The organism is Kosakonia sp. MUSA4 (assembly GCF_013085925.1).
In the GTDB taxonomy this organism is placed as follows: domain Bacteria; phylum Pseudomonadota; class Gammaproteobacteria; order Enterobacterales; family Enterobacteriaceae; genus Kosakonia; species Kosakonia sacchari_B.
The window spans coordinates 540,172-559,227 of sequence record NZ_CP025697.1 but is presented as its reverse complement, the minus strand read 5'-3'; the positions used below and the strand labels follow the sequence as shown (position 1 = coordinate 559,227).

Genomic DNA, 19,056 nt, shown 5'->3' with positions numbered 1-19,056 from the left:
TCAGCGGAAATTTCTCGCACAGCAAGGACTGAGTATGCTGATTCTGATTTCACCTGCTAAAACACTCGATTACCAAAGCCCGCTGGCGACCACGCGTTTTACCCAGCCGGAATTGCTGGATCACTCGCAGCAACTGATTAACAGCGCACGTAAGCTCTCCGCGCTGCAAATCAAAGCGCTGATGGGGATCAGCGACAAGCTGGCCGATCTGAACGCCACGCGTTTTCACGACTGGCAGCCTGATTTCACTCCGGAAAATGCGCGCCAGGCTATCCTGGCATTTAAAGGAGATGTCTATACCGGCTTGCAGGCAGAAACCTTTAGCGATGCGGATTTCGATTTCGCGCAGCAACATCTGCGTATGCTTTCCGGTTTATACGGCGTGCTGCGTCCGCTGGATCTGATGCAGCCGTACCGGCTGGAGATGGGCATTCGCCTGGAAAATGCCAAAGGGAAAGATCTCTACCAATTCTGGGGCGATGTAATCACCCAAAAACTCAACGAAGCCATTGCGGCGCAAGGCGATGAGATCGTTATCAACCTGGCCTCTGATGAGTATTTCAAATCGGTCAAAACGCAAAAGCTGAACGCCCGGATCATTAAGCCGGTGTTTCTTGACGAGAAAAACGGCAAGTTCAAAGTCATCAGCTTCTACGCCAAAAAAGCTCGTGGTCTGATGAGTCGTTTTATTATTGAAAATCGCCTGACGAAACCGGAGCAATTAACCGGGTTTAACAGCGAAGGCTATTTCTTTGATCGGGAAGTTTCGTCGCAGGAAGAGTTGGTGTTTAAGCGGCACGAACAGTAAGAAAAACCCTCTCCTGGTCGGGAGAGGGTCAGAAAGGTTATGGATGGCGATGCCAGTCATCATCCGGCCCGCCACGGTGATCGTCATGGCGATCATCGTGGCGATCATCATGCCGATCGTCGAAGTGGCCGTGCGGCTCCCAGCGATTCTCACGCCATTCGTAGTGTCTCTGCCACCAGCCATGGTCGCGCCAGTGGCCGCCATCCCAGTAGTTACCACCGCTGTCGCGATCGCCGATTTGCAGTTTCACTGCCGGCACAAGGGTGATTTCTGCGGCCTGAACCGCCAGAGGAGCCACCAACATCATAGAAAGCGCTAACATCACAGGTTTCAACATAGGTTACTCCTTTGCATCATCTTGCCCGTTATGGGCCGATGTCAGGAGATTACGCAACGCCAAAGGTTGTTGTTATTGTCCGCAATCCTAATCTCTGAACCCCCGCATTTATTGGGAATTCATCCGTTTTCTCTGCCATTTTTCTACATAATTTCTCCCTGATTCCCCCGCTTGCAGGCAGGGGAAGCAGAGAAATTACGCGTTGCGCATCATCAACTCGCGTAATGCCGCGAAATCCGCAGGTAACTGGTGGGAAAGCAGCGGCAGATCCGCGCGATCCGCCAGCTCTTTCGGCAGCGCCAACGGTTCGCCCAAAATCTCTTCCACGCTCTCTTTGAATTTCGCAGGATGAGCCGTACCGAGGAACAGACCGTACTCGCCCGGATTAAGCTGATCGCGCAGGGCGCGATATGCAATCGCGGCATGCGGCTCAGAAACATAGCCTTTATCCTTCAGCTCGCGCATGGCCGCTTTTGTCGTTTCATCGTCCACGGCAGCATAACCCAGCTCATTCAGGCGCCAGATTTTACGGCGGAACAGCTCTTCAACGCGCGGCCAGTTATTCGGTTGGCTAACGTCCATGGCGTTTGAGAGCGTCGCTTGCGTCGCTTTCGGTTGCCATTGCCCCTCTTTGAGGAAGCGCGGCACGGTATCGTTGGCATTGGTCGCTGCGATAAAGCGTTTGATCGGCAACCCCAGCGATTTCGCCAGCAAACCCGCGGTCAGATCGCCGAAATTACCGCTCGGTACGGAAACAACCAGCTGGTTACGCGCTTCCTGCGGCAGCTGCGCGACCGCTTCGAAGTAATAACAAATCTGCGCCAGCAAGCGGCTGATATTGATCGAGTTCGCCGAGTTCAGCCCCAGCGCAGTTTTCAGTTCTTCATCGTCGAAGGCCTGTTTCACCAGCGCCTGGCAGGCATCGAAGTCGGCATCAATCGCCACAGTTTCGATATTACCGCCCAGCGTACAGAACAGTTTTTCCTGCAACGGGCTGATTTTGCCTTGCGGATAGAGGATCACCACACGCACATTTTTCATGCCGTAGAAAGCATGTGCAACCGCAGCGCCGGTATCACCCGAGGTCGCAGTCAGAATGGTCACCGGTTTGTCGCCGCTGATGGCGCTCAGCATCTGCGCCATAAAACGTCCGCCGAAATCTTTAAACGCCAGCGTTGGCCCATGGAACAGTTCCAGACAGCCGATATCGCTTTCTACCGGCTTAACCGGCGCCGGGAAAGCAAACGCGGCGCGTACTCGCGCCTCCAGTGCGTCCTGCGGAATTTCGTCGCCAATAAAAGCGGCAAGGATCTTCGCGCTGCGGCTGACGAAATCCTGCTCCAGCATGGCGTCGATTTCCGTCAGGTTAAATTCCGGCAGCTCGTGCGGGAAAAACAGGCCCTGATTTTTGCCAAGCCCCTGCGTTACGGCCTGCGCAAAGCTGACCTGCTCGTTGTGATCTTTTAAGTTGTAGAGTTTCATTGGTTATCCCACTACTCGTGCGCCCGCCGTATCCAGCCGGCAAATATGAACAAAGCCTTCCTGATTTTGCAGATAGTGTTTGCTAAGCCAGTCGGCTACGCGCTGGGCGGTATCCGGCTTATCGCACAAAGCAAACAGCGTTGGCCCGGAACCGGAGATCCCACAGGCCAGCGCGCCAATATCGGCCACTGCCTGACGCGCTTCGCCAAAGCCCGGCAGCAATTTCATGCGGTACGGCTCGGCAATCACGTCTTTCATCAATTTTGCCGCCAGCGCGGGCTGACGGGTGTAGCAGGCGTGAATAAAGCCCGCCAGATGCCGCCCGTGGGCGATGCAATCCTGACGGCGATATTGCGCGGGCAAAATAGCGCGCGCTTCCGCCGTTGAGACTTTAATGCCCGGATAGGCCAGCACCCACAACCATTCATCAAAGCCTGGCACCTGCTGGCTGATAATGCCGCTTTCCTCGATCATCAACTGCATACCGCCGAGGAAACAGGGTGCGACGTTATCGTAATGCACGCTGCCTGAAATACGCCCTTCCAGCTCGCCCATCAACGCCAGCATGCGCGTATCATCCAGCGGTTTACCACAGTACTCGTTCATCGCCACCAGCGCGGCGACAACGGAACACGCGCTGGAACCGAGCCCCGAGCCAATCGGCATGTTTTTTTCCAGCGTCATGGCCACCGGAACCTGCTTGCCAATCGTCTGGCAGAACAGTTCCCAGCACTGATAAACGATATTTTCCTGCGGTTCAGTCGGTAATTTACTGGCAAAACGGCCAATATTTTTCAGGCTGAAATGTTCTGCGGCTTCCACCGAAACATTATCGCCCAGCAACGTTCCATCTACCGGCGTCACCGCCGCGCCCAGCACATCAAAGCCAACACTCATATTGGCGCTTGAAGCCGGAGCATACACCTTCACCATGTCAGACTCCTAACTTCCAGGACAGGGTACGCAGCAGGTCTGCAAAGACGCCAGCTGCTGTTACATCGTTACCCGCGCCGTAACCGCGTAATACCAACGGCAACGGCTGATAATAGTGGCTGTAGAACGCCAGCGCATTCTCACCATTTTTCACTTTGTAGAGCGGATCATTACCGTCAACAGCGGCGATCTTCACCCGACAGGTGCCATCTTCCTCAATATTACCGACATAACGCAGCACTTTTCCTTCATCGCGGGCTTTTGCCACGCGAGAGGCGAATTCGTCATCCAGTTGCGGCAGGCGCGCCATTAAGCTCTCAACATCGCCGGACGCATCAAACGTTGCGGGTAAGACGGGCTCAATGACAATATCAGAAAGCTCCAGCTCTCGCCCGGTTTCACGGGCCAGAATCAGCAACTTACGCGCGACATCCATCCCGGAGAGATCGTCTCGCGGGTCCGGTTCGGTGTAACCCAACTCGCGCGCCAGCGCCGTGGCTTCCGACAGGTTCATTCCTTCGTCCAGTTTGCCGAAAATAAACGACAGTGAGCCAGAAAGGATCCCGGAGAAGTGTTGTAACTCATCGCCGGCGTTGAGCAGGTTTTGCAGGTTTTCAATCACCGGCAGGCCGGCACCAACGTTGGTGTCATACAGGAACTTACGGCGAGATTTCTCCGCTGCTCGACGCAACTGGTGATAGTAATCCAGCGACGAGGTGTTGGCTTTCTTATTCGGCGTGACAACGTGGAAACCTTCGCGCAGGAAATCCGCATACTGATCGGCCATCGCCTGGCTGGAGGTACAGTCAACAATCACCGGGTTAAGCAGATGATACTCTTTCACCAGACGAATCAGGCGCCCCAGATTGAAGGGCTCTTTCGCCTCCGCCAGTTCGGCCTGCCAGTTTTCCAGATTCAGGCCATGCACATTGGTCATCAACGCTTTTGAATTCGCCACGCCGCAGACACGCAGATCGATATGCTTGTTTTTCAACCAGCCTTGCTGACGCTTCAACTGCTCCAGCAGCGCACCGCCGACACCGCCAACGCCAATGACAAAAACTTCAATCACCTGGTCGGTGTTAAACAGCATCTGGTGAGTAACGCGTACTCCGGTCGTCGCATCATCATTGCTCACCACAACCGAAATAGAACGTTCTGAGGAGCCCTGAGCAATCGCCACAATGTTGATATTGGCGCGTGCCAGAGCGGCAAAGAATTTCGCCGAGATACCGCGCAAGGTACGCATGCCATCGCCGACCACGGAGATGATCGCCAGACGCTCCATCACCGCCAGCGGTTCCAGCAGCCCCTCTTTGAGTTCCAGGTAGAACTCCTCATTCATTGCTTTCTGAGCGCGAACACAATCGGACTGCGGCACACAGAAGCTGATGCTGTATTCCGAGGAGGATTGGGTGATCAAGACGACGGAAATCCCTGAGCGCGACATCGCCGCAAATACGCGGGCAGCCATGCCGACCATGCCTTTCATGCCCGGGCCCGAAACGCTAAACATCGCCATGTTGTTCAGGTTGGAGATCCCTTTCACCGGCAGACCATCTTCGTCCGACGTTGCGCCAATGAGTGTGCCGGGGGCTTGCGGGTTACCGGTATTTTTAATCAGGCAAGGGATCTGGAACTGGGCAATCGGGGTAATCGTGCGGGGGTGAAGAACTTTGGCGCCGAAGTAGGAAAGCTCCATGGCTTCCTGATACGACATTGACTTCAGCAGCCTGGCGTCCGGCACCTGCCTTGGGTCGCAAGTATAGACGCCATCGACATCCGTCCAGATCTCACAACAATCGGCGCGTAAACAGGCGGCCAACACGGCGGCAGAGTAATCCGAACCGTTGCGCCCCAGCACGACCAGCTCACCTTTTTCGTTACCGGCAGTGAAACCTGCCATCAGCACCATATGATCCTGTGGGATGCGGCTGGCAGCGATGCGGCGAGTTGATTCTGCGATATCGACAGTCGATTCCAGATAGTGACCAACGGCGAGTAATTTTTCCACCGGATCGATAACGCTGACTTTATGGCCACGCGCTTCCAGCAGACCGGCCATGATGGCGATAGAGAGTTTTTCGCCACGGCAGATCAGCGCCGCATTGATACTGTCCGGGCACTGGCCCAGCAGGCTGATACCATGCAGGACATGCTTGATATGCGCGAACTCTTGTTCGACGAAGGTTTTTAACTGTGCGAGGGGAAATCCAGGTTGCGCATCGGCCAGCCCTTGCAGCAGGTCGGCGAAAATACGTTCTGCATCGCTAATATTCGGTACTGCATCCTGGCCACTGATGGTCTTTTCGATCATCGCCACCAGATGGTTGGTAATTTTCGCTGGGGCAGAAAGTACGGTCGCTACCTGCCCCTGCCTGGCATTGCTTTCCAGAATGTCGGCAACACGCAGAAAACGTTCTGCATTTGCCACTGATGTACCGCCGAACTTCAACACTCGCATGGTTTTACCCCTTGATCTTTGGTCGAAAAAAAAGCCCGCACTGTTCAGGTGCGGGCTTTTTTCTGTGTTTCCTGTACGCGTCAGCCCGCACCGTTACCTGTGGTAATGGTGATGGTTGTAATAATGGTAATGGTGCTGATGCGTGTCATAGATGTTGTGTGCTCTGTAATATTATCTGTCTGTGCTGTATGCCTATATTGGTTAAAGTATCTGCCCGCTTAAGTCAATTTATTTTTATTTTTTACGTTTTTATTCGCCTTCCCGGCTGCGCTGAAACGACAGTTAATTTCAGCGCAACAGGGTCATTACAACAATAGATTTCAGCGGCTTTAACTATAAAACAAACTTATCACAGTGACTTACTCGGCGAGTTTTTTTTCAATATCGTGTAGCAATCGGTGCAACATTGCCGTGTCGCGCTGTTCAAGCAGACCAAGACGCTGATCCAGCCAGTCTGCCATTTTTATATCGTCCGCCACGCCGAGCTTTTCCAGTAATTCGCGGGCTCGCAAACGCAATGCGCGCAATTGATTATCATCAACCGGAGCCGCTTGCTGAGGTGCCTGTTGCATTAATGATGCTAATTGATAGCAAAAAACCATTACTGCCTGCCCCAGATTCAGCGATGGATAATCCGCGACCATCGGCACGCCGGTTAGGATGTCCGCCAGCGCCAGCTCTTCATTGGTTAAACCGGAATCTTCGCGACCAAAGACCAGCGCAGCGCTGCCAAGCCACGTGCGTTTCTCTTGCAATAGCGGCACCAGTTCTGCTGGCATCGCGTAATAGTGGAACTTCGCCCGGCTACGCGCCGTGGTCGCAATGGTGAACTGAACATCCGCCAGCGCGTCGGCAAGCGTCGCATAACTTTTAACATTATCAAGGATATCGCCGGAACCGTGGGCAACACGGCGCGCGCCTTCCTGCAAATGCGCATCGCTATCGACGATGCGCAAGTCATGAAAGCCCATGGTTTTCATCGCCCGGGCAGCGGCGCCGACGTTTTCGGGCCTCGCAGGGCAAACGAGTACAACAGCCAATTGCATTTTACTTTCTCTTCTTACTGATTCCGCAGGAGAATGTGACATACATCAACATACTACGCAGAGCGAATTTACAATTTTCTAACACGAATCACTGATTTTCAGATTACGCACATTAAAAAAAAGCTAAACTGTTTATCAGCAATCGTACCTGCTAAGATGTTAACAGAAGGGACTTATCCCTATGTTTATAAATAGTATTTTATGACAGTATTTCGTTCCTGTATTGGATTAATCATATTTATCAATTAATATGCGCAACTAGTTGGTTTATTGATAAATAGTCGCAAGCGCTGGCATTTGGCTGTGAAGATTTCGCCAGACTGTTAACGTGCTACAATTGAACTTGATATATGTCAACGAAGCGTAGTTTTATTGGGTGTCATTTACGTCTTAGCCTGTTATGTTGCTGTTAAAATGGTTAGGATGACAGCCGTTTTTGACACTGTCGGGTTCAGAGGGAAAGTGCCCACGACCAAGCTAATGATGTTGTTGACGTTGATGGAAAGTGCATCAAGAACGCAATTACGTACTTTAGTCATGTTATGCCGTCATGTTAATTTTCGACATGTACCAGGCTGGTCAGGGACTTTTGTACTTCCTGTTTCGATTTAGTTGGCAATTTAGGTAGCAAACATGCAGACCCCGCACATTCTTATTGTTGAAGACGAGTTGGTAACACGCAACACGTTAAAAAGCATTTTCGAAGCAGAAGGCTACGATGTCTTTGAAGCGACTGATGGCGCTGAAATGCATCAGATTCTTTCTGAACATGATATCAACCTGGTGATTATGGATATTAATCTGCCAGGTAAAAACGGTCTTTTGCTGGCGCGCGAACTTCGCGAGCAGGCGAACGTCGCACTGATGTTCCTGACCGGACGTGATAACGAAGTCGATAAGATTTTGGGCCTCGAAATTGGTGCCGACGACTACCTCACGAAGCCGTTCAGCCCACGAGAACTGGCTATCCGCGCACGCAATCTGCTGTCCCGCACCATGAATATGGGCTCGGTCAGCGAAGAACACCGCAGCGTTGACAGCTACAAGTTCAACGGTTGGGAGCTGGATATCAATAGCCGCTCACTGATTAGCCCAAACGGCGAACAGTATAAGCTGCCGCGCAGTGAATTCCGTGCGATGCTGCACTTCTGCGAAAATCCGGGGAAAATCCAGTCCCGAGCCGAACTGTTGAAAAAAATGACCGGCCGCGAGCTGAAGCCGCACGACCGCACCGTGGACGTGACGATTCGCCGCATTCGCAAACATTTTGAATCCACGCCGGACACGCCGGAAATCATCGCCACCATTCACGGTGAAGGTTACCGTTTCTGCGGCGATCTGCAGGAATAAGCGAAGATTGATAAAAAAAGCGGCGCTCAGGCGCCGCTTTTTTATTTCCGCTATTTGCTCCACGGAATGATAGGAACTGCACTTAAAGCATTCTTCGGCGAACCTTCGACCACTTTGTCGGAGTAGGCTAAATATGCCAAAGTGTTACGTTTTGCGTCATAGAAACGCACTACCTGCAATTTTTTAAATACCAGCGAAGTCCGTTTCTGGAACACCACATCGCCCTGCGCCTTGCCGTTTTTAATTTTATCGCTCAGTTCAACCGGCCCAACCTGCTGGCAAGAAATGGCCGCATCCGAAGTGTCCTCCGCCAGCCCCAGCCCGCCTTTGATACCGCCGGTTTTTGCCCGGCTGATATAACAGGTCACGTTTTTAACGTCCGGGTCGTCAAATGCCTCAACGACAATTTTGTGATCCGGGCCAAACATTTTAAAGACCGTATCCACAGAACCAATCTGTTCCGCGTGGGCTGAACCCCACACCACCAACATCAACGCAGGAATGCATAACTTCGTGTATTTCATATTGTTACCATTTTTGAATATTACGTTTAGCAACTATTCAGTTTTCTAATGAGAAACTGTTTGCAGATCACCGATTTACAAAATTCATGATGAAAATCAGTCACAATGCGAATTTGTGCACAAAAAAAACACCGAATGCTAAAGCCCTAAAAACCCGCTATTATCCGTCCCCTGGTATCAGGTGTTCATCGCTGTATTAAGGAAGAGGATATTGTATGGATCAGGCTGGGATCATTCGCGACCTACTCGCCTGGCTGGAAGGCCATCTGGATCAGCCACTCTCATTAGATAATGTGGCGGCAAAAGCGGGCTATTCCAAGTGGCATTTGCAACGGATGTTCAAAGACGTCACCGGCCACGCCATTGGCGCTTACATCCGCGCTCGTCGCCTGTCAAAATCCGCAGTCGCATTACGGCTTACCGCCCGTCCTATTCTTGATATTGCGCTACAGTATCGTTTCGATTCACAGCAAACGTTCACCCGGGCTTTTAAAAAACAGTTTACCGTCACGCCAGCACTCTATCGCCGTTCGCCGGACTGGAGCGCCTTTGGCATCCGCCCGCCGCTGCGTCTTGGCGAGTTTACCCTGCCTAAACATGAATTTGTAACGCTGCCGCAGATGCACCTGATCGGCACAACGCAGAGCTACACCTGCTCGCTGGAGGAGATCTCCGATTTCCGAAACCAAATGCGCATCCAGTTCTGGCGTGAATTTTTAAGCAATGCGCCGACGCTTCCTCAGGAGTTGTACGGGTTGCACGAACCGCGCCCGAGCCTCGAGAAAGATGATGAGCAGGAGGTGTTTTACACCACGGCGCTGACGCCGGAAATGGCGAATGGTTATTTGAGCAATGCACAGCCGGTATTACTGGAGGGCGGCGATTACGTGGCCTTCTCTTTTGAAGGCTCTCCGGGCGAATTACAGAACTTTATTCTGACCGTTTATGGTACGTGCATGCCAATGCTCAACCTTACGCGCCGCAAAGGTCAGGATATTGAGCATTTCTACCCGCAGCATGACGACTCACGCGACCGTGAGCCGCCGTTACACATTCGCTGCGAATATCTGGTGCCTATCCGCCGTTAACGCTGTAATTCATCCAGCGCCGGGGCGTCGAGATGCGAAACATCGCCTGCAGTTTCCACCACCCAGCCGGATGCCAGCCACGGGCTGTGCTGGTAATCGATGCGGGAGATGGAGCAGTTGCGCAGACGCAAACGGCGTTCTGCATAAGCCGGAAGCCCGAGAATGGTACTCACCAGGCAGCCCAGCGCCATACCGTGACTGACCAGCATTGGGCGGCTTCCTTCCGGTAGCTCCAGACAAGTCGCCAGCGCGGCGTGCATACGATCGCTCAGCTCCTGCATCGACTCACCGTCAGGAATACGGCCATCTGCCGTGCCATTCACTAACTGGCGACGCCAGCTCTCTTCTTCTTCCGTCAGGGAATCGATATGGCGGCGTTCGAGCACACCCATATCCAGCTCGCGCAGACGCGGCTCAAGCGTAATTTCGCAACCGCAGGCATCAGCGATGATCTCCGCCGTGCGACGGGTACGCCCCAGATCGCTGGCAATAATATGGGTGATGCCCAGCGCTTTCGCGCGTTCAGCCACCTGCCACGCCTGCGTTTCCCCTTTGTCGGTTAACGGACTGTCTGACTGGCCTTGAATACGACGCTCGGCGTTCCACTGCGTTTCACCGTGGCGAACAAGGTATACCTGTAACATGCTTTTTTATCCATTATACTGCGATGAATTTATTATCTGAGGAAGGCCTCTGTCCGGGATAAAGAACGCGTCTCGTTTCGGACAAGCCAATTATAGATTATGCACCATGTTGTCTCAGCTACCACAAATCCCGCGAAAATTCGGGCTATTCTGCACGCCTTTAACGAGATCTTCGGCGAAGGATCCTGCCATATAGAATCAGTCTCCGTCGATAGCGGCGTGCCTGAACAGCCGTTTGGCAGTCAGGAAACGCGGGCTGGCGCACGTAATCGCGTGAGCAATGCCCGCAAGCTGCGGCCTGACGCCGATTTCTGGGTTGCCATTGAAGCAGGGATTGATGAAGGTAGTACGTTTAGCTGGGTCGTCATCGAAACCCCAGAAATGCAGGGCGAAGCGCGCTCAGCCACGCTGCCGCTGCCAGAGATCATTTTGCAGAGAGTGCGCGCCGGTGAAGCGCTCGGACCGGTGATGTCACACTACACCGGCATTGATGAGATTGGCCGTAAAGAGGGGGCGATTGGTGTTTTCACTGCCGGTAAACTCACCCGCGAGAGCGTTTACCACCAGGCGGTAATTCTGGCGCTAAGCCCGTTTCATAACGCGGTTTACCGCTGATCGTTCAGCAGCGTCTGCTCCAGCCACAGGCGCAAATCGGCTGGCGCCGCTTTCAGGCTGTTAGAGCCGCGGGTAATGGTCGCAATGCCCGCGCCCAGTTCGTTTTTCAGCTCGCGCTGGCTCATCTCGCCGCGCAACAACTCTTCGATAATTCGCACCCGCGTACCCAACGACTCGCGCTCATCCGGCGTGAGCATCAAATTAAGCAGCGGAAGATGCAGATCCTTTTCATATGACTGCCTGACCAACTCGACAAAGCGTCGCCACTCCTGGTCGCGCTGTTCGGCCATTGCTGCTGAATAAGGAGATTGCTGAGTCATAGTTTTCCGCCATTCGTTGGTTTCGGAAGCCCTTTAGACAGGCTTCCGAAAGAGTGTACTCGTTAAAGAGTACACAGCATAGCATAAACCTTAGAAATCAGTAACGGCGCTGCCACTCGGCGTCGTTAAAGATGACCGGTTTGCCACCATCGAGGAAATAACGGTAATAGGCATCGTAAGCGAGGACGTTTTTCACGTAGCTGCGGGTTTCTGAGAACGGAATACTCTCCACAAACGCCACGGCATCCAGTTTTCCGGCGCTGTTGTTCAACCAGCTACGTACCCTGCCCGGCCCGGCGTTATAGGCCGCCGAGGAGAAAATCCGGTTGTTGCCGAATTGCTGATAAACATATTGCAGGTAGCTGGTGCCAATGTTGATGTTGGTTTCCGGATCGAAAAGCTGGCTGGCATTGCGATAACCGGCAATGTTAAACATCTTCACCGTATGGGTGGCGGTGCCGGGCATAATCTGCATTAACCCGCTCGCGCCAACCGGCGAGCGCGCCGTTGGATTCCACGCGCTCTCCTGACGGGAAATCGCCATCGCATAGCTCTGGCTAATGGCTTTACCGTTGGTGTAACGCGCATACAAATCGCTGTAGGCCAGCGGGAATCGCTCTTCCAGATGATCCCACAATTTACCGGCAATGGTGGCCTGCACGCTGAGATCCCACCAGTGCTGGTTGAATGCATAGCGCGCCAGCTGCGCCTGCTCTTGCTGCGGGCGGCTGGTGACCAGATTAGCCCATTCGCTGCGGGCGGTATTATCCAACCCCCAGTACATCAATTCGCGTACGCGAGCCATTTCAGCGCCCTGAACCAATGCCGGATCGGGGTTACCTGGTACTTTATCGATCTGAAGTTGGTAATCTTCCCCTAAACGCTGCGCCGCCGCCATCGGGTAAAAGCCGCGTTGCTGCATCAGCGCATGCAGGATCGATTTGGCCTCTTCATCACGGCCGCGCTCCAGCAACAAATCAGCCTGCCAGTAACGCCACTCATCTTTCTCTTTCGCCTCCATCGGCAAACGGGAAAGCCAGGTATTCAGACCGCGACGATCGCCTGCGCCGATCGCCATCCGCACCCGCCGCTCCAGAAGCGATGTGGATTGCGAACGCATCACCGCATCATCGCGCCAGCGCGCCTGTTCGCTGGTGACGTCATTCCCCATCAAACGCCAGGCGACAATATCACGCAGCGTCTGGATTTGATCCTCCGTCAGTTGCTGCGCCTGCGCCAGCGAAGGGATCAGCAAACGGGCATTTTCCACATCCTGCCGGGCAACGCTTTCAAATGCTTCCGCCGCCATTTGCCGGGTAAAGTCGGTCGCGCCGGTGGTGGTGGCGAACGTCATAACACTGTTGGGATTGTTGGCAAGGTTAATGATGGCCTGCGAAATAGTTTGATAATCAGCGGGCATCTGCCCGGCCAGCAGCGTCACCAGTTGCGTATTACCGGCTTTCATGGCCAGCCGGATGCGTTCAAGAAATGCCAGCGGATCCTGCTTTCCGGAAGCGCGCCAGGCACCAAACAACCGGTCACAGGCATTCGGTTGGCTTTTACCGCTCAACCAGAGCTCTTTTGCTCCCGCCCACGCCTCATCTGCCTGCCCGGTGTTCCACTTGGCGAAATAGTAGTTACATTGCGCTTCGGTAGTGGCAGGTTTTTCCGGGCTGAAAGCCAGCAGCCCGCGCCAGTCTTCACGCCGCGCCAGTTCGTTAACAAAACGGGATTTCAGTGTGCGTGCTGGCGGCAGCGTCGGGTTCTGCTGCACAAAGTTGGTCACCGCGATGGCCGGTTGATTCATCAGATCGTCGGTAATCTGGCGATATTGCAAATAGGGATACAGCGGATAATGAGTCAGCGTGGGCAGCAGTTGCTGCACGACATCCATTTGCTTGTTATCCCATGCGCTTTTGATCTGCGCATAACGGTTACGTTGTTCATCCAGTGAATCTGCGCGCGCCATATTGCTGAGGGACAGCAAACAAACGCAGGCCGCCGCAAATCGCCAGGCGGCATGTTTAGCTCTCTGCACAGCTCTTTCCTCTTTCTGTCACGTTATTGGCAGCATCATGCCGCGTAATGAGTTAATGCTAACCGGGCATGCCGCTACGCGCCATGTTCTGCACACTTTTTTACCTTTTTGTGGCGATTTAACAGTGTGGGCGCTGTTGGCTGGGATTAAGCGTCGAAAACCGCTACACTCCGCTGTTGAATACTACTCTCATGACAAAGAGGCGAAGTCCAACGTGGCTCAATTCGTATATACCATGCATCGTGTCGGCAAAGTTGTCCCGCCGAAACGTCATATTCTGAAAAATATCTCGCTAAGCTTCTTCCCGGGCGCAAAAATCGGCGTACTGGGTCTTAACGGTGCCGGTAAGTCTACCCTGCTGCGCATCATGGCCGGCATCGATACAGACATCGAAGGTGAAGCCCGCCCGCAGCCTGGCATCAAAATTGGTTATCTGCCGCAGGAACCACAACTGAACCCGGAACATACTGTCCGTGAATCGGTTGAAGAAGCCGTTTCCGAAGTGGTTAACGCGCTGAAAGGTCTGGATGAAGTGTACGCGAAGTACGCGGAACCGGATGCGGACTTCGACAAGCTGGCCGCGCAGCAAGGTAAGTTTGAAGAGATTATCCAGGCGCACGACGGTCACAACCTGAACGTCCAACTGGAGCGCGCGGCGGATGCCCTGCGTCTGCCGGACTGGGATGCCAAAGTCGCTAATCTTTCCGGGGGTGAACGCCGCCGCGTCGCACTGTGCCGCCTGCTGCTCGAAAAGCCAGACATGCTGCTGCTCGACGAACCGACTAACCACCTTGATGCTGAATCCGTTGCGTGGCTGGAACGCTTCCTGCACGACTTCGAAGGCACCGTGGTGGCGATCACCCACGACCGTTACTTCCTTGATAACGTCGCGGGCTGGATCCTTGAGCTCGACCGCGGCGAAGGCATTCCGTGGGAAGGCAACTACTCCTCCTGGCTGGAACAAAAAGATCAGCGTCTGGCGCAGGAAGCCTCTCAGGAAGCGGCTCGCCGTAAATCCATTGAGAAAGAGCTGGAGTGGGTTCGTCAGGGTGCGAAAGGCCGTCAGTCGAAGGGCAAAGCCCGTCTGGCGCGCTTTGAAGAACTTAACAACACGGAATACCAGAAACGTAACGAAACCAACGAACTGTTTATTCCGCCTGGAGCACGTCTGGGTGACAAAGTGGTTGAGGTCAACAACCTCAGCAAATCCTACGGCGATCGCCAGTTGATTGACAATCTGTCCTTCTCCGTACCGAAAGGCGCCATTGTCGGCATCATCGGTCCAAACGGCGCGGGTAAATCGACGCTGTTCCGAATGATGTCCGGTCAGGAGCAGCCGGATAGCGGCTCCATCACCCTGGGTGATACCGTGAAACTGGCCTCGGTTGACCAGTTCCGTGACGCGATGGATAACAGCAAAACCGTGTGGGAAGAGGTTTCCGGCGGGCTGGATATCATGCGTATCGGCAATACCGAAATGCCGAGCCGTGCTTATGTGGGTCGCTTTAACTTTAAAGGCACCGATCAGGGCAAACGCGTTGGCGAACTCTCCGGCGGTGAGCGCGGTCGTCTGCATCTGGCGAAGCTGCTGCAGGTAGGCGGCAACGTGCTGCTGCTCGATGAACCGACCAACGACCTGGATATCGAAACGCTGCGCGCGCTGGAAAACGCCCTGCTCGAATTCCCGGGCTGTGCGATGGTTATCTCGCACGACCGCTGGTTCCTTGACCGTATCGCCACCCACATTCTGGATTACCAGGATGAAGGTAAAGTCGAGTTCTTCGAAGGTAACTTCACCGAATACGAAGAGTATAAAAAACGTACGCTTGGCGCTGAAGCGCTGGAGCCAAAACGTATTAAATACAAACGTATCGCTAAATAAGCACCGTCTAAGCGGATGGATTTCCCATCCGCTTTTTCCCCTTCCCCACCAGGCTTCCCGCGAAACGCGCAGAGAATTCATCTGCAACTCTGAGCAAAAAAAGTGTTTTCGTTTTTGCATAATATTCGCATCAAACCCAGGCATTTGCGCATTCACTGCTCACGGCGAATCAAAACAAAAACATAGCAAAAAACATCAGCGCAGAATAAAAATACAAAAAGATATAAATGAATAGTTTTATATTTTGATGATTAATAAAAAAGCCACGCTATTGCTTAACGAAAAAGCCACCGGATAACATTGATTACCCCTTAAGCCGAATCAATACGTGGTTATATTCAATGCAGATCATTACGGAAAATGCATATTTAAAATGCGGTCTGCACACGCTTATTCAGCAGCACGCGATAAAACTGAATGCGGATGATGTGATTATAGATTTTGATAATCACCTGCTTGTTATCACCACCTTGACGACGCTGAAGGAAATTACGGAAAGCGATAATTCCTTTGAAAAATTTCTGCTGTATCCCTTTTTCAAAATAAGTAAAAGCCTGCCAATCGACGTCTTCCAACGGACCCTACAACAGAAGTCCTGGCGAAATAAAAAGAGACTCGAGGGGAAATTAGCGCTAACCCGAAAAGAAAGGGTGCTGCTTAAACATATTATTAACAGAGAAGCGCAGACCGATATATTCAGCAACGGCGAAATGGATGTAAAAACGTTCAGCACCCACAAATACAATATGCTGAAGAAAGTGAACCAGCCTTCTGTCGCGACGCTGAATCAGGTTTACTATTACTGGGAAAGTTTGTGCAACCAGCCGACCCGTTATCCGCTTGCCGGGTAAAGTGAAAATACCCGGCCAGTAACCGTGCTTATGCGCCCATCAGTTTCTTAACCAATTCGACACACTGCAGAAACCGCGAATCATAGTCAGCCGATTCAACACGGACAAAATCAATATGGTTCTCCTGTAACATGGAAACCAACAAATCCTGAAACTCTTTCCGGTCAACCGAACTGCCCAGACTTCTTAAGCCATCATTCACCCACGGCGTATTATTTTCCAGCAGGATCACTAAATCGAAGCGATATTCATCAATTAATGCCTGTACGAAGGGATGTTCACGCCCCTCATATTTTTTGCAAAACGCCTGCGTGGTAACAAAATCCGTATCGATAAAAGCCACTTTATTCGCATATTTCACCGCGAAATCGATATATTGCGCATGGCCTAAGGCAATTTTATCGTAATCAGAATATTGCAGCGCCATCTCATCGCCGCCGAGATGAGAAAATACGTAGTCCCGGCCATATTCCCACGCGCTGGTGGTGTTAAAAATATTGGCAAGTTTATTCACCAGCGTCGATTTACCGCTGGATTCACCGCCCAGAATAGCCACCGTGCGGACAAAGAAAGGTTTTACTTCCGTCGGAATATAATCCCAGTAGCGGAATGGATTTTCGCGGATCTGCGAACCGCTGATATTCATAAACGTGCGCTGCGGATCCACCAGCACCGCCTCAATGCCCAAATGTTGCAAATACTGCGGCGCATCAGACTCTTCCGAGGTGTAGATCCAGTTTGGCGTAATGCCTTTCTCTGTCATAAACGCTTTGATGCCTTTACTCCAGACATCCCAGCCGTGCGGATACGGCTCCATGCCCTCTTCATTAAAAGCATGAATACGAATATTTTTCTGATACTTAAAGGTTTGCAGCAGCCAACGCAGCCGATCGCTGACCGTCGGCTGCTGCGACATCGCGCTGTCTTCAAACAGCTCGCGATCGCGCGTTTCGTCGTAGCCGAGGATAATATGCAATTCGTCAACCTGGCTACAGGCGCGCTGGATCAAATAGATATGGCCGGTATGCAGCGGATAAAACTTACCGAATACCACGCCAATATTTTTCTGCCGCCGGGGGAATTCAAGGTCGAGGAAACGGTGCAACGCCTCCAGCTTTTGCGCGCTGGGGCTTTTAATCTTGGCATTGAGCAACTGGCTTAAATAGCCTTTGGTCATACCGCTGGCATCGGCCACTTGTTGTAATGTGCAACCCTTCTGGCGAATCGCGGTTTTTAAATAATCAAATGACGACATTGTTGCCTCCTGCAAAAATCTTTAGCCAATTATAAGTCGTCAAAGACGTTTAGCGCATCCGAGAGCTTCTTCACGCCGAAAATCTGCATTCCTTCCGGCACTTTTTTCGGCACGTTTGCCGCCGGAACAATCGCGCGGCGGAAACCGTGTTTGGCCGCCTCGGAAATACGCTCCTGGCCGCTCGGCACCGGACGGATCTCACCGGCCAGCCCCACTTCGCCAAATACCACCAGATCCTGCGGCAGCGGTCTGTCGCGCAGGCTGGAAACCATCGCCAGCAGCAGCGCCAGATCGGCACTGGTTTCGGTCACTTTCACCCCGCCGACAACGTTCACAAACACATCCTGATCCGCCATCTGCAAGCCGCCGTGGCGATGCAACACCGCCAGCAGAATCGCCAGGCGGTTCTGCTCCAGGCCAACCGCCACGCGGCGCGGGTTCGACATCATCGAGTGATCCACCAGCGCCTGGATCTCAACCAGGAGCGGGCGCGTCCCTTCCCATACCACCATCACCGAGCTACCGGAGGTCACTTCATCCCCGCGGCTAAGAAAAATGGCCGAAGGGTTGCTGACTTCACGCAACCCCTGTTCGGTCATCGCAAACACGCCGAGCTCATTCACTGCGCCAAAACGGTTTTTGTGGCTACGCAAGGTGCGAAAACGGGAATCGGCATCGCCGTCAAGCAGCACCGAGCAGTCGATACAGTGCTCCAGCACTTTTGGCCCTGCCAGCGAACCATCTTTCGTGACATGGCCGACCATAACAATTGCCACTCCGCGGGTTTTCGCGAACCGCGTCAGATAGGCCGCCGTCTCGCGCACCTGGGCGACGCTGCCGGGCGACGACTGAATGTCCGCCATATGCATCACCTGGATTGAGTCGATCACCATCAGCCTGGGTTGCTCTTCATCAGCAATCATGCAGATTTGCTCGATGCTGGTTTCTGAAAGCATATTCAGGTTGGCCGTCGGCAGCCCCAGGCGATGGGCGCGCATCGCAACCTGTTGCAAGGACTCTTCGCCGGTGACATACAGGGTTTTCATCTGTTCCGCGAGCTTACACAGCGTCTGCAACAGCAACGTTGACTTCCCTGCGCCCGGGTTACCGCCAATCAGAATGGCGCTTCCCGGCACAACGCCGCCGCCGAGCACGCGGTCAAACTCTTTAAAACCGGTCGAAAAACGCGGCAGCTCTTCCAGACTGATTTCCGAAAGTTTCTGCACTTTCGAGACGCCCGCGCTCCCGGCATAGCCGGAGAGGCGCTCATTACGCGCCACGGTGGGCGAAGCGGCCACACGGATTTCAGTAATGGTGTTCCATGCATGGCAGGCGCTGCACTGCCCCTGCCAGCGCGGATAATCCGCGCCGCATTCATTACAGACAAACGCACGTTTGGGAGCTTTCGCCACAATCACC

At 53.1% G+C, this 19,056-nt stretch carries 19 protein-coding genes and 1 other annotated feature; of the genes, 6 read left to right on the top strand and 13 right to left on the bottom strand.

Annotation, left to right across the window (positions count from 1 at the left end; all coding sequences use genetic code 11):
- Positions 1-34: 34 nt before the first annotated feature.
- Positions 35-808, top strand: a complete 774-nt coding sequence (gene yaaA / locus C0557_RS02670; protein ID WP_208657405.1) for a peroxide stress protein YaaA — start codon at positions 35-37, stop codon at positions 806-808.
- A 37-nt stretch (positions 809-845) separates the two neighbouring features.
- Here the strand turns inward: yaaA and C0557_RS02665 are convergent, their stop codons facing one another.
- The 7 genes from C0557_RS02665 to yjjY all read right to left on the bottom strand — a co-directional run bounded on the left by C0557_RS02665 (position 846) and on the right by yjjY (position 7,609).
- A complete protein-coding gene (locus C0557_RS02665; RefSeq protein WP_208657404.1) occupies positions 846-1,145 on the bottom strand; it encodes a DUF2502 domain-containing protein in 300 nt (99 codons plus the stop codon).
- 195 nt (positions 1,146-1,340) lie between these two features.
- On the bottom strand, positions 1,341-2,627 hold the full coding sequence (gene thrC / locus C0557_RS02660) for a threonine synthase (protein WP_208657403.1): 1,287 nt from the start codon (positions 2,625-2,627) through the stop codon (positions 1,341-1,343).
- Positions 2,628-2,630: 3 nt separating this feature from the next.
- Entirely contained in the window at positions 2,631-3,560 is a 930-nt protein-coding gene (thrB, locus tag C0557_RS02655; RefSeq protein ID WP_208657402.1) for a homoserine kinase, read from the bottom strand.
- 1 nt (position 3,561) lies between these two features.
- Positions 3,562-6,024 carry a bifunctional aspartate kinase/homoserine dehydrogenase I gene (gene thrA / locus C0557_RS02650; RefSeq protein ID WP_208657401.1) on the bottom strand — a complete coding sequence of 821 codons (2,463 nt, stop codon included), beginning with the start codon at positions 6,022-6,024 and terminating at the stop codon, positions 3,562-3,564.
- A 24-nt stretch (positions 6,025-6,048) separates the two neighbouring features.
- Positions 6,049-6,166, bottom strand: a sequence feature (Thr leader region).
- Positions 6,105-6,173, bottom strand: coding sequence for a thr operon leader peptide (gene thrL, locus C0557_RS02645; protein WP_071532065.1), 69 nt, complete (start codon positions 6,171-6,173; stop codon positions 6,105-6,107). It overlaps the preceding feature by 62 nt.
- A 210-nt stretch (positions 6,174-6,383) precedes the next feature.
- Positions 6,384-7,070: a tRNA/rRNA methyltransferase gene (locus tag C0557_RS02640; RefSeq protein WP_208657400.1), complete on the bottom strand. Its 687-nt coding sequence runs from the start codon at positions 7,068-7,070 to the stop codon at positions 6,384-6,386.
- Between the two features lie 398 nt (positions 7,071-7,468).
- Positions 7,469-7,609 carry a protein YjjY gene (gene yjjY / locus C0557_RS02635; RefSeq protein WP_086870418.1) on the bottom strand — a complete coding sequence of 47 codons (141 nt, stop codon included), beginning with the start codon at positions 7,607-7,609 and terminating at the stop codon, positions 7,469-7,471.
- A 94-nt stretch (positions 7,610-7,703) separates the two neighbouring features.
- Between yjjY and arcA the strand changes: the two genes are divergently transcribed.
- Positions 7,704-8,420, top strand: coding sequence for a two-component system response regulator ArcA (gene arcA, locus C0557_RS02630; protein ID WP_074774852.1), 717 nt, complete (start codon positions 7,704-7,706; stop codon positions 8,418-8,420).
- A gap of 50 nt (positions 8,421-8,470) precedes the next feature.
- Here arcA and creA read toward each other — a convergent pair whose 3' ends face one another.
- Positions 8,471-8,944: a protein CreA gene (creA, locus tag C0557_RS02625; RefSeq protein WP_074774849.1), complete on the bottom strand. Its 474-nt coding sequence runs from the start codon at positions 8,942-8,944 to the stop codon at positions 8,471-8,473.
- A 215-nt stretch (positions 8,945-9,159) separates the two neighbouring features.
- On the opposite strand from creA, the gene robA reads away from it, so the two are divergent.
- Entirely contained in the window at positions 9,160-10,032 is an 873-nt protein-coding gene (robA, locus tag C0557_RS02620) for an MDR efflux pump AcrAB transcriptional activator RobA (RefSeq protein ID WP_074774846.1), read from the top strand.
- On the opposite strand, the gene gpmB is transcribed toward robA, so the two are convergent.
- On the bottom strand, positions 10,029-10,676 hold the full coding sequence (gpmB, locus tag C0557_RS02615) for a 2,3-diphosphoglycerate-dependent phosphoglycerate mutase GpmB (protein WP_007373058.1): 648 nt from the start codon (positions 10,674-10,676) through the stop codon (positions 10,029-10,031). The two genes, robA and gpmB, sit on opposite strands and share 4 nt — an antisense overlap.
- A gap of 99 nt (positions 10,677-10,775) precedes the next feature.
- Here gpmB and yjjX point away from each other — a divergent pair, with 99 nt between their 5' ends.
- The gene (gene yjjX, locus C0557_RS02610) at positions 10,776-11,291 is read left to right on the top strand and encodes an inosine/xanthosine triphosphatase (protein ID WP_074774842.1); all 516 of its coding nucleotides are present in this window, start codon (positions 10,776-10,778) and stop codon (positions 11,289-11,291) included.
- Here yjjX and trpR read toward each other — a convergent pair.
- Both trpR and sltY read right to left on the bottom strand, forming a co-directional pair.
- Positions 11,282-11,611, bottom strand: coding sequence for a trp operon repressor (gene trpR / locus C0557_RS02605; RefSeq protein ID WP_074774839.1), 330 nt, complete (start codon positions 11,609-11,611; stop codon positions 11,282-11,284). The genes yjjX and trpR overlap by 10 nt on opposite strands.
- A gap of 97 nt (positions 11,612-11,708) precedes the next feature.
- The gene (sltY, locus tag C0557_RS02600) at positions 11,709-13,649 is read right to left on the bottom strand and encodes a murein transglycosylase (RefSeq protein ID WP_208657399.1); all 1,941 of its coding nucleotides are present in this window, start codon (positions 13,647-13,649) and stop codon (positions 11,709-11,711) included.
- A gap of 214 nt (positions 13,650-13,863) precedes the next feature.
- Here sltY and ettA point away from each other — a divergent pair, with 214 nt between their 5' ends.
- Positions 13,864-15,531: an energy-dependent translational throttle protein EttA gene (gene ettA / locus C0557_RS02595; protein ID WP_208657398.1), complete on the top strand. Its 1,668-nt coding sequence runs from the start codon at positions 13,864-13,866 to the stop codon at positions 15,529-15,531.
- 341 nt (positions 15,532-15,872) lie between these two features.
- Positions 15,873-16,382, top strand: a complete 510-nt coding sequence (locus C0557_RS02590; protein ID WP_208657397.1) for a hypothetical protein — start codon at positions 15,873-15,875, stop codon at positions 16,380-16,382.
- Positions 16,383-16,410: 28 nt separating this feature from the next.
- On the opposite strand, the gene nadR is transcribed toward C0557_RS02590, so the two are convergent.
- Positions 16,411-17,637: a multifunctional transcriptional regulator/nicotinamide-nucleotide adenylyltransferase/ribosylnicotinamide kinase NadR gene (nadR, locus tag C0557_RS02585; protein ID WP_043955107.1), complete on the bottom strand. Its 1,227-nt coding sequence runs from the start codon at positions 17,635-17,637 to the stop codon at positions 16,411-16,413.
- A gap of 29 nt (positions 17,638-17,666) precedes the next feature.
- The gene (gene radA, locus C0557_RS02580) at positions 17,667-19,049 is read right to left on the bottom strand and encodes a DNA repair protein RadA (protein WP_208657396.1); all 1,383 of its coding nucleotides are present in this window, start codon (positions 19,047-19,049) and stop codon (positions 17,667-17,669) included.
- Positions 19,050-19,056: the final 7 nt, after the last annotated feature.

Excerpts from the sequence above, each read along its gene's own strand:
- thrB (WP_208657402.1), bottom strand. The coding sequence starts at position 3,560 with ATGGTGAAGGTGTATGCTCCGGCTTCAAGCGCCAATATGAGTGTTGGC.
- creA (WP_074774849.1), bottom strand. The coding sequence starts at position 8,944 with ATGAAATACACGAAGTTATGCATTCCTGCGTTGATGTTGGTGGTGTGG.
- trpR (WP_074774839.1), bottom strand. The coding sequence starts at position 11,611 with ATGACTCAGCAATCTCCTTATTCAGCAGCAATGGCCGAACAGCGCGAC.
- C0557_RS02590 (WP_208657397.1), top strand. The coding sequence starts at position 15,873 with ATGCAGATCATTACGGAAAATGCATATTTAAAATGCGGTCTGCACACG.
- gpmB (WP_007373058.1), bottom strand. The coding sequence starts at position 10,676 with ATGTTACAGGTATACCTTGTTCGCCACGGTGAAACGCAGTGGAACGCC.
- nadR (WP_043955107.1), bottom strand. The coding sequence starts at position 17,637 with ATGTCGTCATTTGATTATTTAAAAACCGCGATTCGCCAGAAGGGTTGC.
- C0557_RS02640 (WP_208657400.1), bottom strand. The coding sequence starts at position 7,070 with ATGCAATTGGCTGTTGTACTCGTTTGCCCTGCGAGGCCCGAAAACGTC.
- C0557_RS02665 (WP_208657404.1), bottom strand. The coding sequence starts at position 1,145 with ATGTTGAAACCTGTGATGTTAGCGCTTTCTATGATGTTGGTGGCTCCT.
- arcA (WP_074774852.1), top strand. The coding sequence starts at position 7,704 with ATGCAGACCCCGCACATTCTTATTGTTGAAGACGAGTTGGTAACACGC.
- yaaA (WP_208657405.1), top strand. The coding sequence starts at position 35 with ATGCTGATTCTGATTTCACCTGCTAAAACACTCGATTACCAAAGCCCG.
- yjjY (WP_086870418.1), bottom strand. The coding sequence starts at position 7,609 with ATGACTAAAGTACGTAATTGCGTTCTTGATGCACTTTCCATCAACGTC.
- thrA (WP_208657401.1), bottom strand. The coding sequence starts at position 6,024 with ATGCGAGTGTTGAAGTTCGGCGGTACATCAGTGGCAAATGCAGAACGT.
- robA (WP_074774846.1), top strand. The coding sequence starts at position 9,160 with ATGGATCAGGCTGGGATCATTCGCGACCTACTCGCCTGGCTGGAAGGC.
- yjjX (WP_074774842.1), top strand. The coding sequence starts at position 10,776 with ATGCACCATGTTGTCTCAGCTACCACAAATCCCGCGAAAATTCGGGCT.
- thrC (WP_208657403.1), bottom strand. The coding sequence starts at position 2,627 with ATGAAACTCTACAACTTAAAAGATCACAACGAGCAGGTCAGCTTTGCG.